This is a genomic window from Bacteroidota bacterium (assembly GCA_016720935.1).
Classification (GTDB): Bacteria; Bacteroidota; Bacteroidia; order AKYH767-A; family 2013-40CM-41-45; genus JADKJP01.
The window spans coordinates 959,245-972,842 of the sequence record JADKJP010000006.1; the positions used below are offsets into that span (position 1 = coordinate 959,245).

At 38.3% G+C, this 13,598-nt stretch carries 5 protein-coding genes, 1 tRNA gene and 1 other RNA gene; 6 read left to right on the forward strand and 1 reads right to left on the reverse strand.

Annotation, left to right across the window (positions count from 1 at the left end; genetic code table 11):
• Positions 1 to 4 precede the first annotated feature (4 nt).
• Both thrC and IPP86_12190 read left to right on the forward strand, forming a co-directional pair.
• Positions 5 to 1,312 (forward strand): threonine synthase, encoded by a 1,308-nt coding sequence (thrC, locus tag IPP86_12185; GenBank protein MBL0139270.1) that lies wholly within the window; start codon positions 5 to 7, stop codon positions 1,310 to 1,312.
• A 112-nt stretch (positions 1,313 to 1,424) separates the two neighbouring features.
• On the forward strand, positions 1,425 to 5,012 hold the full coding sequence (locus tag IPP86_12190; protein ID MBL0139271.1) for a CotH kinase family protein: 3,588 nt from the start codon (positions 1,425 to 1,427) through the stop codon (positions 5,010 to 5,012).
• Between the two features lie 955 nt (positions 5,013 to 5,967).
• On the opposite strand, the gene IPP86_12195 is transcribed toward IPP86_12190, so the two are convergent.
• Positions 5,968 to 6,041: transfer RNA gene (locus IPP86_12195), tRNA-Pro, on the reverse strand.
• Between the two features lie 88 nt (positions 6,042 to 6,129).
• Here IPP86_12195 and ssrA point away from each other — a divergent pair.
• The 4 genes from ssrA to IPP86_12215 all read left to right on the forward strand — a co-directional run bounded on the left by ssrA (position 6,130) and on the right by IPP86_12215 (position 13,466).
• Positions 6,130 to 6,494, forward strand: a transfer-messenger RNA (tmRNA) gene (gene ssrA, locus IPP86_12200).
• Between the two features lie 138 nt (positions 6,495 to 6,632).
• Positions 6,633 to 9,527 carry a histidine kinase gene (locus IPP86_12205; protein ID MBL0139272.1) on the forward strand — a complete coding sequence of 965 codons (2,895 nt, stop codon included), beginning with the start codon at positions 6,633 to 6,635 and terminating at the stop codon, positions 9,525 to 9,527.
• A 166-nt stretch (positions 9,528 to 9,693) separates the two neighbouring features.
• A complete protein-coding gene (locus IPP86_12210) occupies positions 9,694 to 12,588 on the forward strand; it encodes a histidine kinase (protein MBL0139273.1) in 2,895 nt (964 codons plus the stop codon).
• A gap of 125 nt (positions 12,589 to 12,713) precedes the next feature.
• On the forward strand, positions 12,714 to 13,466 hold the full coding sequence (locus IPP86_12215; GenBank protein MBL0139274.1) for a response regulator transcription factor: 753 nt from the start codon (positions 12,714 to 12,716) through the stop codon (positions 13,464 to 13,466).
• Positions 13,467 to 13,598 lie beyond the last annotated feature (132 nt).

The window sequence follows — 13,598 nt, forward strand, 5'->3', positions numbered from 1 at the left end:
TTCCATGTTATTCTATTCTACCAACAACAAGCATAAATTATTTTCACTGTCTGAAGCTGTTCTGAAGGGTCTACCGGATGACAATGGGCTTTTTATGCCGGAAAGAATTCCGGTCTTGCCGGAAAATTTCTGGAAGAATATTTCCTCCCTGCATATTGATGAAATTGCAAATGAAGTCGCGTCACTTTACCTGGGTGATGATTTACCTGCGGATACCATTCGCAAAATTACGAGTGAAGCAATGAATTTTCCTGTTCCATTGGTTAAGCTCAATGGAAACACTTTTTTCCTTGAATTATTTCACGGTCCGACCCTCGCCTTTAAAGACGTTGGAGCCAGATTCATGGCGAGAACGATGGCATTGTTGAATCGTGATGAAAATAAAAAGCTGACCATCCTTGTCGCGACATCAGGTGATACCGGAAGCGCTGTGGCCAATGGTTTTTATAATGTTCCGGGGATTGATGTGATCATCCTTTATCCATCCGGAAAAGTGAGTCCATTGCAGGAAAAACAGTTGACCACATTGGGCGGTAACATTACCGCTCTTGAGATACAAGGGACATTTGACGATTGCCAGGCACTCGTTAAACAAGCATTTCTTGACAATTCCCTGAAAGAAAAATACAGACTCAGCAGCGCGAACAGCATCAACATCGCGCGACTGATACCGCAAAGCTTTTATTACATCGATGCCTGGAAGCAAATGCAAATGATGGATCCCGGTCCGGTTGTATTTTCAGTACCGAGTGGAAATTTCGGAAATCTGAGTGCAGGATTATTTGCAAAAAGGATGGGTTTGCCGGTGGAGAAATTTGTCGCCGCGAACAATCGGAATGACAGTGTCCTGGATTATCTGAAAACCGGAAATTATAAAGCTAAAAATACCATTGCTACTATTTCAAATGCAATGGATGTAGGCAATCCTTCCAACTTCGCAAGGATGCTTGATTTGTACGATCATGATCCTGGAAAAATGCGTGAAGACATTTGCGCATATTCATTTGATGACGATCAAACCAGATCAGCAATGAGGGAAGTTTTTCAGGAATACAAATATGTAATGGATCCTCATGGCGCTGTAGGTTATCTCGGATGGAATTCTTTTGTTAAAGACAAAAATTCAAAAGCAAAGGGAATCATTCTTGAAACTGCCCATCCTTCAAAATTTAAAGATGTGGTCGAAGAAACGTTAAATATTCAGGTGGCACTCCCTGAACAATTGTCATCAATAGCGGATAAATCCAAGAATTCAATTGTTTTGAATGCGGAGTATCCCGTTTTTCATCAATACCTCATCGAAAGAGGCTGATTTCAATTCTTTTGACTGTCGGTTTTTTTGAAAACTCGACAAACTTATCCTAAATTGCCGTTTCAATTAAAGCCTTTAAAAACAGGTTTTGTTAATTGACTATTAAGGCAATATGAAGCTCAGGATACTATTCTTCTCCCTAATCGTTTTCCTGGTAAACAGGACCTTTGCAACAACGTTACAGGGCAACATTTTATCGGACACGTCTATTCGCGGAATTGTTGATGTTATCTCTCAGGTAAATCTTGGGCCAAACATCACGTTGAGTTTTGAAGAAGGCACTATTCTCTACATGCATGGGGGTGCTTCAATCGTTGGTTCGGATGGTTCAAAGATCGTTTTCAACGGTACTGTTTCCAAGCCAATTCAGATTGAGGCAGCAGAAGGTAAAAACTGGGGTAAATTTGAAGTAAACGGAGCCACAGGTCATCTCGAGGTTCATCATGTCCAGTCCAGCATGGGACAATTTCGTGTGATGAAAGGAGCTTCGGCTGTCATTGAAGATTCATACATGCACGATTATTTTCAGGGTGATAATCCCATCGTCTATACAGAGGATGCCGGAACTGTAAATATCAGTCGTTGCAAATTCAGCAATTATTACGAGCTCAATCTTGTACGAACGCTGGCTGTAGTTGAGGATTGTTTGCTACAGTTTATGACCGCGGATGGTATCGACTTCGACAATTCTCCTCCGGGAACAATTCTGCGCAGATCAACATTGCAATATGGTCGTGGGTTTAATATTGACGCCATTGATTTCGGAAAAGTAAATTTCACCGGAAACGGATCCGTTGCACTTGTTGAACAATGTATCGTTCATGATATTTCGGATAAAGGAGTTTCAGTTGGAGAAGGAGCACAAGATGTAACCATTCGTGGTTGTGTTTTCTACAATTGCGGCGCAGGTTCCGCAGTAAAAGACAATTCCATCGCCCACATTTTCAACAACACTATTGTGGGATGTGATGCCGGTATCGAATGTGTAGAAAAAAATCCTGGTCTGGGCGGCGGACACGCGTTTACATACAACAACATCATCTGGAAATCTCACGAACCATTTTTCATCAACAGCACCGGTACCGCTGACATTCAGTACAGTCTGATCGACGGAATGACTCCCGATGCAAGCCGGCATATTTTTTATGCAGATCCATTATTTACAAGTGAGGCATTGACTGATTATCATTTGCTTCCCGGATCTCCGGCAATTGGTGCAGGGTTGAACGGAGAAGATCTGGGTGCGATATTCCCGGTTGGAGCAACTTTCAATCAGCCTAATGAACTGGTACTTGGAGTTCCAAATCCTTTCAGTGTCTTCAAAGGAGGAGAAGAATCTGCAATCTGGTGGGCGAGTAGTCCTTCTGTTTCAAAAATCAATATTGAATTTTCTTCCGACAATGGAGACAGCTGGACAAGTATTCAATCGAATGTTGATGCGAAGCTGAAAGGTATTCCATGGAACATTCCCAATGTTTATTCGAGTCGTTGTTTGGTGAAACTGACAGATGTGAGTAACCCAACGATTACTGTCACCAATGTGTTGCCATTTTCTATTCTTCCTGAAGTGGATTCAACAGGTGTACCCGTCTTTTCAACCGGATCAGGATATTTCGATCAGCCTGTAGATCTGTCAATTACTGCTCCCGCCGGAGCGACAATTCTCTACACAACAGATGGATCAGACCCTTCTGATAAATCAAATGTTTATACAGGGCCCATTCATCTTGATTACGATTCCATTCCTGTCGGACAACCGGAACTCAATATCACAGCATCCCAAAGTTATCATCAGCCTTACAGTTACATTCGTACATCACCTGTATGGCAGGATGGTCCGACCATTGCTTTCTGGCGTAAACCTACCGGAACAGTGTTCAAAGCCCATATCATCCGTGCAAGGGTATATGATCCTGTGAAAGGTTTGGGACCGGTTAAAACACATTCGTATTTCATCCATCCTCAGATGACAACCGGACGCTATACATTGCCGGTGGTTTCTCTGGTTACGGATCCGGGAAATCTTTTTGATTATTACAAGGGTATTTATATTCCCGGCGCTTCATTTAAGGATAGTTCCTGGACTGGGAATTATGAATTTAAAGGGCGAGCTTCTGAGAAGCCTTTTCATTTTGAATATTTTGATGAGCACGGTGTAAAGCAGTTATCTCAAAGTATTGGTGTTCGTGTTCGCGGAGAATGGATTCGTGCCGTTGGACAAAAAGCATTGACATTGTATGCCCGGAGTGAGTACGATACTGAAAATAATTTCAAGTATCCTTTTTTCACAGGATTGAAAAAACCAGGTACGAATATATATCAAACGAAATTCAAAAGATTAATCCTTCGTAACAATGGTAACGAATGGGGTTATTATAAAAACACCATGTTACGCGATGCAGCAATCCAGTCATTGTTTAGCGGACTGAATATTGGTTACCAACCCTATCGAATGACAGTTACCTTTATCAATGGCGAATACTGGGGAATACAGGACATCCGGGTAGTTCCTGATGTGAGAGGTATACAATACGCTTACGACCTGGAGCCCGATAGTATTGTGTTGATGGAAGATAATTTGTCTGCTTCCTACCAGTTGGTAAATGGCAATGCTGCGGATCAGCAGGACTTCATCGATTTGAGAAGTTTTATTCTTGCAAATGATTTGAATGTTCCGGCGAATTACGCTTATGTCTGTTCAAAGATGGACATCAATAGTTTCACTGATTATTGGATCGCGACAGTCTTTACAAATAAAAACAATGCGGATCATAACAAAACCTATTGGAAGCTCCGTACACCGGATCCTACCAGCAACCGTTACGGATACGATGGCAAATGGCGTTGGATAGCGAATGATTTTGATGGTGGTTTTGATCATGTGATTGACAATAATCTTTGGTTCAACATCACCGCGATGCATGACTCATTATTGAGGAGAATGGTGACTTGTGATGTTTTCAGAAGACAGTGGATTCTGCGATTTGCTGATGTATTGAATTCAAATTTTAAAGCTTCCTATACAACAAACCGTTTCACAGAAATTCAGAATCTTTTGGAACCGGAAATGCAGGAGCACATTGAACGTTGGAGTACACCCTCATCGATGACAGACTGGTATGCAGGTGTTCAGGAAAAAAGAGATTTTGGAATGCAACGTCCGGCTATTCAGTTCGGACATCTGAACGATTATTTTTATCTGCACGATACTGCTAACATTACTCTGGACGTGAACAATTCATTATACGGTTATGTTGAGATAAACACTTTGCGAATTAACGCAGCTTTGCCGGGAGTAAGTGAAAGTGTTTATCCCTGGGAGGGAACTTATTTTAAGGACATGGCATTCACTGTGAAAGCCATTCCGAATTATGGTTATCGTTTTGTACGATGGGAAAACGCACCATCCAATGAACAGAATCCGGTACAAAGTGTTATTTTATTGGGTGATAAAAAGATGACTGCCATCTTTGAGTGGGATCCATCAGTGTTGTTTCCAAATCTTACAGTGTTTCCAAACCCTGCCACCGGTGATGAGGTAAAATTGAACAATGAGTATACATACTCTGTATACGATGCTACCGGTAAACTCATTCTTAGATTTGAGAATTCTAATCATTTCGATATCTCAAATTTTGAAAAAGGAATTTATTTGTTGAGAACTGATGACGGGGAGCAGGTGAAGTTTGTCAGACTATAGATTTGATTGTAGATTTTTCTGATTTTAGATTTCTGATTGTAGATTTCTGATTGTGGAAAGGCTTCGATTTGAAAATTAGTGACGAGTGACAGTGGGGGTGAGGGACGTAATTTTATTTATGAATTAGAAAGAATAATATTTTTAGATAAAAGAAAAGCCGCTTTGTATAAAGCGGCTTTTGTTATTTTATTTCTAAACTGAAATCCCAATTTTCCATAACCACTAACCACTAACCACTAACCACTAAAAAGGCTCCTTCTCATGAAGGAGCCTCTCTCTTAAGTCGGGGTGGTAGGATTTGAACCTACGACCTTGGCGCCTGGGGCGCCACGCGATACTGATAAAATAATTTCTTTCATTAATTTCTGCTGTATTTTTTATTTCTCATAATAAAATGTCTACTGGATAAAATACCAGAGGCTCCTTCTCATGAAGGAGCCTCTCTCTTAAGTCGGGGTGGCAGGATTTGAACCTACGACCTTGGCGCTCTGGGCGCCACGCGATACCGAAGAAATAATTCATTTCATTCATTTATGCTGTATTTTTTATTTCCCATAATAAAATGTCTACTGGATAAAATACCAGAGGCTCCTTCTCATGAAGGAGCCTCTCTCTTAAGTCGGGGTGGCAGGATTTGAACCTACGACCTTGGCGCTCCAGGCGCCACGCGATACCGGTGAAATAATTCCTTTCATTAATTTCTGCTGTATTTTTTATTTCCCATAATAAATTGTCAACTCGATAAAACACCAGAGGCTCCTTCTCATGAAGGAGCCTCTCTCTTAAGTCGGGGTGGCAGGATTTGAACCTACGACCTTGGCGCTCCAGGCGCCACGCGATACCGGTGAAATAATTCCTTTCATTAATTTCTGCTGTATTTTTTAATCCCCATAACAAATTGTCAACTCGATAAAACACCAGAGGCTCCTTCTCATGAAGGAGCCTCTCTCTTAAGTCGGGGTGGCAGGATTTGAACCTACGACCTCCACGTCCCGAACGTGGCGCGATACCGGGCTACGCTACACCCCGAATAAGGACTACAAAGATCGAAATTATTTAGAAAACAGGATATTTTTATGACTAAAAATTGATTTTACGCCGTATCTTTGTATGTACTGGGGCTGACAGGAATTGACAGCTTGTGAAATTGACCAGTAAGCATGCCGAGCGTCGGGAGTAAGGCTCGTTAAAACCGGTTCCCAACTGCCTAACTGGCAACACAGACTACGCGTTAGCCGCTTAATCCTAGATTAACCCGCTAGCTACTTCCTGAGGACCTGCTCACCCGTTCTCAAACCCGAAGTATCGCATGGAGAGTGCTTTGCAGTATTGTTCCGATGCTGCAACTAAGACTATCGGAACTAAGCTTCTTAGTAGCGAGTGTTTAGCAGCTCTGAGGCCTAAAAAAAAATAACACTAAGCATGTAGAAAGCGAGTTGATTGCTTGTCTGGACGCGGGTTCAAATCCCGCCAGCTCCACGAAACGGCCTCCCTAAAAGGGAGGCTTTTTTTATTCCTAATCCCAGCGGGATTTCTGAATGCATCGATTCTTCAATAACTTGTTTTTCTGATTCTATTTCTTATTTTAGATGCATTATAAATGCCAGCCTATACTCTTTTATGCATGTTTCCGGTTATCGAGTTTTCTTTTGCATTTTACTTTTTCAAGCTCTAAGGGTTCATGGAGAGAAACCTGAACCTGCATTCAGGCATTTTACCACAGAAGATGGCTTGCCTTCCTCACAAATCTACCAGGCTTTTCAGGATGTTGATGGATTTATGTGGTTTGCTACTGATCGCGGAGTGGTTCAATACAATGGTTACGAATTTAAAACATTCACTACAAAAGATGGATTGACAGATAATGTTGTGTTGAATTTATTTCAGGATTTTAAAAAGAGAATCTGGATGATTTCAATTTCGGGAAGCATTTTCATTTACGAAAACAACACAATTAAGCCATATCAGTATAATGCAATTTCTAAAAAGATTTTTAAGGGAAGTTATCAGTTTGAGATTTCTGTTGACAGTTCTGAAACGGTTTGTATTGAAAGTGGTTTTGGTGTTTGTTCCATCAATCTCCATGGAGAAGTTAAGCATATTGTTAATCATTTGGTGGACCAGAATGTGATTCGATTAACAATTGATGATCGTTCACAACTGAAAAAGCCAGTCGGACTCGGTTATATTTCAAGACAAAATCGGATTTGTGAACTATCCCATGTACAAGATTCATCAAATGTATTGATTACACTCGGTAGGCAAGAGAATGGAAGAATCAGAGCTGTGCGTAGGCACAACAAAACGCTTGTTGTTGGTATTGCGAAAACTTTGTATGAGTTAAAAGGTAAAACGTTAACGCCTCTGGCTAAATTTGATCATGATATTATCGAACTCATCGAAGATGATAGTGAAAATTTATGGGTATGTACTTCGAAAGGTTTGTTAGTGTATCGCTTTCCAGGAAACTACCAGGAGTCAAACAAGTATCTGGATGGAATTTACATTTCAAGTATTACTCAGGACCACGAAAATGGTTATTGGGTCACCACGGTTGATAATGGTGTTTTTAACCTTGTGAATCATGACGTGGGGAATTATTACAATGAACCCGCCATCAATTCTCCATTAATATTAACCAAAGATCGAGCATCGATGTATGCCGGGTATTTTAATGGATCTATAGGAAAAATGAATAGTCGGGAGTTGAAACCAATTATTATTGAATCAATGACTAACGGAGTAATTTCTATCTTTTTTGATACAAGTAGTGCGAGAATGTTAGTATGTAATGACAAACTGGAATATTGGAAAAACAACAAATTTTACCCTATAGAAAATCCGAAAAAATTAAAAGCAAATACAGGTTTTGTACAAAATAAAAATGGTCTTTTTGCAGGTGCATATGGGAGTGTATTGAGGATATTTCGTGATGAACCCAGCTTTGCAGGTCCGTTTAATATAAGGATTAATTGTATTTTTTCAACAGAAACTGATCAACTGATTCTCGGTTGTATTGACGGAGTTTATAAGTTGGATGAAAATTTTAAATCAATTCAATTGTTGGATGAACGCTTTAAAGATATTCGTGTAGATGATATTAATTCAATATGTGGTAATTTATGTTTTGCAACCCATGGGAAAGGGATACTATTACTAAAAAAGAACGGGAAGATACTCACGATCAATGAATCCAATGGTTTGTGCAGTGATATAATTCACACCATGTGCGTTTCAGAAAATACATTATGGTGCGGTTCCAATAACGGTCTCAGCAAAGTGGAGTTTTCGGCATCAGGAGATGATTCGTATCAAATTACTCCGGTGAATGTGAATAACGGACTTATCAGTAATGAAATTATTGATATTGACATTTTGAAAGACACCGTTTGGATAGCTTCAAAGAAGGGAATTTCTTTTTTTTATTCGAAAGTTGATTTTGTGAATCATTCAATTCCGAAAGTATATTTTACATCACTTAAGGTAAATAATGCTGATACCATCCTGCAAAATAATTATCAGTTTTCTCATTTAAACAATTCCATCAGTATTGGTTTTGAATCTCCGGTATTCAAAAGTAATGGAAAGCAAACTTACAAGTATTTGCTAACAAACCAGAACGATTCTATCAAAGGTTCAACAATTAACAGAGAAGTAGAATTCTTGTCATTGAAACCCGGCCAATATTCATTCCAGGTTAAAGCAATGAATAATTCAGGTGTTGTAAGTCTGCGTCCAACAATATTTCAATTTGTAATTTTGTCGCCTTGGTGGCAGCGTACATGGTTTAGATTACTCGGACTGTTTGCCTTGTTATTATCAGGATACCTGTTTTACAAACGCAGGGTAAGCCTCATAGAGAAGAAATATTTTATAGAAAAAAAGCAGGCATCATTACAACTCACCGCAATGCGGGCTCAAATGAATCCTCATTTTATTTTCAATGTGATGGATTCCATCCGCAGTTATATGATGGATAAGGATGTCAATTCAGCAGAAAAGTACCTCACTTCCTTTGCTAAGTTGGTTCGATATACACTCGAACACTCCGATAAACAAGAGTGTTCCCTGAGCGATGAATTGAGTATGATCAGGATTTATTCAGACCTGGAAAAACTGAGATTCTCTGATCCGATTGATGTTGAATTTGATTATGACAAATCCATTCAAACGGATGAAATTATGATTCCGGCAATGATCCTTCAGCCTTTCGTTGAAAATGCATTCAAGCACGGAATGAAGAACAAAGTGAGCAGACCAAAATTAATCATCCGGCTGATTGAAATTAACCGAAATGTTCAAGTTATCATAGAAAATCATGGAATCGATAAACCTGATTCAACACAATCCAATTCAAAACAGAAAAAGGAAGGAAATTCTTATGGGCTTGCACTGGTGCAGGAGAGGATTACAGCTTACAATAAGGCGTATTCCCGAGAAATACAATATACATCAGATGAGCTTGTGAACGAAAGCGGAGTACGAACAGGAATGAGGGTAGTTGTTAGGTTATAATTCATAAATTGTAGAAAGCTATAATGTTGTTATTGCAGAAATTTCCTGTCTGTGTGAAATACTAAATCTTATCAAGTTTGTATTCTAACTGAAATTCATTAGCTTGCTTTTATGATTCTATTTCCTGTTTATGATACTTTATAATTACTAGCCTTCATACTCTTTTATGCATGTTTCCGGTTATCAAATATTCTTTTGGATTTTACTTTTTCAAGTTGTAAAAGTTCAAGGCGTAAAGCCGGAGCCTGCTTTTAAACATTTTACGACGGAAGATGGTTTGCCCTCTTCTCAAATCTATCAGGCATTACAGAGTACTGATGGGTATGTGTGGTTTGCGACCGATAAAGGAGTTGTGAAATACAATGGCTACGAATTTAAAACATATACGGCAAAAGATGGTTTGACGGATAATGTAGTTTTTAACTTGTTTGAGGATTTTAAAAGGAGAATTTGGATGATCTCTTTTGCAGGAAATATTTTTATTTATGAAAATGACAGAATACAACCTTACCAATTTAATTCTGCAATAAGACCCTATATTATGCGAAGTTTTCAGTTGGAAATTTCTGTTGACAGCCTTGATTATGTTTATGTATCCAGTTCATTTGGAGAATTTTCTTTGGATCCGAAAGGAAATGTAACTAAAAAGTACGATTACAATGATAAAAATGGAATCATCAAATTATTGATTGATGATACTCAAAATTTCAACAAACCTGTAGGGATTGGTTTTGTCACAGAACCATGGAAAAATCATATTTTATATTATAAATATAGATCTGGTATGGATAGTATCCAATTAAAAGATGTTTCAAATGGAAGAATGAGAGCAATTCGGAGAAAGAACAATGCATTGATCTTTACAATGGGAAATATTTTATATCAACTGAAAAATCGGAGGGTTTTTCAAGTCGCAACTGTAGAAAATGGTATCATCAACCTTTTTGAGGATACAAAAGGTAATTTATGGATTTCTACCATGAAGGGATTGGTTTTGTATTCCGATGCAAATAACTATTTTCAAAAAAGTACTTATTTAAATGGAAGTTATATCTCGAGCATTTCTGAAGATCGCGAAAATGGGTATTGGATAACAACAATTGACAACGGCATATATTATCTGAACAATAAAGATGTAAATAATTATACTCTTGACGCAGAGATAAATTCACCAGTTACATTGGTCAGCGATACCGATCACGTCTATGCAGGGTATTTTAGTGGTTCAATAGCAAGAATGAATTCCCGGGAGCTCAGTATGATGATCAAAGAAATTTCAGGTACAGTCATTTCATCCATGTTTTTTGACACAATTTCTTCAATATTTTATGTTGGCAATAAGCGGCTACGTTATTATAAGAATGGAATTATGCATTCATTTAATGATACCACGAACAAAATTTCGAATGCAGGATTTGTCCGGATTAAAAATAGAATATTTTCCGCAGCCTATGGAAATTTGATCTCAATTTCAAATGATTCTATTTATTCGCATGGCAATTTTAAAACCCGCATTTTTTGTGTCTGCAAGAATGATCAGGATGATTTATTACTTGGATGTATTGATGGAGTCTACTATTATGATGAATCAAAGAATAAAATCACTTTTTATAACTCACTTTTGAAAGATATCCGGGTAGATGATATTAAATTACTCCATGGCAATTTATACTTTGCCACTCAAGGTCGGGGTTTGTTGATTTTGAAAAAGGATGGAACACTCCTGACCATTGATGAATCAGCCGGATTGTGCAGCAATATTTTGCACACTTTGTGCATCTCCGGAAACACAATCTGGTGCGGCTCTAACAATGGAATCAGTAAAATTGATTTTTCAGATACAGAAATTGACAAATTTTCTATTACTGCAATTAATATGACCAACGGACTGATCAGCAATGAAATCAATGATCTTGAATTTTTAAATGACACAATTTGGGTTGCATCCAAAAGAGGAGTTTCATTTTTTAGTACTTCAACCGCTTTTACCAACGATGCAAACCCGTTTGTTCATTTCACTTCTTTTAGGATAAATGGCACGGACACCCTGATCAGGAATAATTTTGTATTGTCGCATTCTATGAATACAATTCGAATTGGTTTCGAATCTCCCTTATTCAAAAGTGATGGAAAACAATCTTATCATTATCTGCTGACCAATGAGGAAGACAGTATTGAAGGTGTAACAGCAAACAGGGAAGTAGATTTTTTGTCATTAAGACCCGGGCGTTATTCATTATATGTAAAGGCGAGGAATAATTCGGGAATAATGAGTGCCCGTCCGGAGAAATTGAATTTTGTGATTCTTGCACCCTGGTGGCAGAGAACATGGTTCAGGGTTACCGGTCTGATTGTACTCATCATTTCCGGAACAATATTGTATCGACGCAGAGTAAGACTCATTGAGCAGAAATATTTTATGGAAAGAAAACAGGCTTCTTTGCAGCTCACTGCCATGCGCGCACAAATGAATCCTCATTTTATTTTCAATGTAATGGATTCTATCCGGAATTATATGATGGAGAAGGATATCGATTCAGCGGGAAAGTATCTCACATCTTTTGCAAAGTTGGTTCGGTACACACTTGAGCAATCGGATAAACAGGAATGTTCTTTGGAAGAAGAGCTGAATATGATTCGAATTTATATTGAACTCGAAAAGGAACGGTTTTCGAAACTTATCAATGTTGAAATGAAAATTGACCCATCAGTTGATGTTTCTGAAATAATGGTTCCTACAATGATACTTCAGCCTTTTATTGAAAATGCATTTAAACATGGACTAAGGAATACTTTCAATGAAGGGTTGTTGATGATTAATGTTAATGGAAATGATGGAAAGGTTTCTGTAATTATTGAAGACAATGGTATTCCAGGTAAAGAAAAGTTACATGGAAGCTCTTTGCGGTTAAAGAAATCTCAATCTTACGGGATATCCCTTGTCCAGGAGCGGATTAATTCCTATAATAAGGCTTATAGTAGAAATGTTTCATTTAAAATTATTCAATTAAATGATTCCAAAAGTGAAATTGTCGGGACAAGGATAGTTCTTGAATTTTAATTTGAAATTTAGAGTGTGAAATCCTCCAAAAACGTGATATTTGGATAAATTCTGAATTATTTGGGATATTCTTAAGTAGGAGTTCCGGGGTATTTTTCTTAAGTTTGAAATTCGTGTTAACTTTTATGATTTCAACTTTACTGATTGACGACGAAGAGAAAAGTTGTCAGATTTTAAATAAATTATTAGAAAAAAATTGTCCTGATATTCATGTCATTGGATATGCGCATGATCTTGACACAGCAGTGAGTTTGATCAGAGAAAAGCAGCCTCAATTGGTTTTTCTTGATGTCGAAATGGAAGGGGAGAATGGGTTTGATATTCTAAGGCAATTCCATCCGGTTCCGTTTAAAATAATTTTTGTTACCGCGCATTTAAATTATGCAATAAAAGCGATCCGGTATTCAGCGGCTGATTTCCTTTTGAAACCTGTAGATTCCGATGAATTGATCGAGGCGGTAAGTCGGGTTTCTTCAGCCGGTGCTGATGGAACGGCTCAATTGTATGAAGGCCTCTTAAAAAATTTGGAGCCGGATGCTATATGCAAGCTTGCAATTCCTGTGAAAGATGGTTTTGTTTACATCAATACTGATGAAATTGTTCGACTGGAAGCTGATCGTGCCTATACTCTCATTTTTACCACAGGATCAAAATATCTCGCATCAAGAAATATCCGGGAATATGAACATTTGTTGCCGGCGGAGCATTTTTTTAGAGCTCATAATTCTCATCTTTTAAATTTATATCATGTACAGAAATTTTTGCGGGAAGATGGATTTTTTGCTTTGATGACTGATGGCTCTAAGCCTGAAATCTCAAGAAGGAAAAAAGATGAGTTTTTGGAAAGAATGGGCGCATTACCGGCGCGTAAAGCCTGAGTACTTATTCCTGACATCAATTCATAATCACCATTTGTTCAATAAACTAACCAACGGTCAAACCGACCCTTCTGAATTCTATATTTCCTATACTTTCGGACATTCAGCTATAATGTCTGAATTTGAACCTAA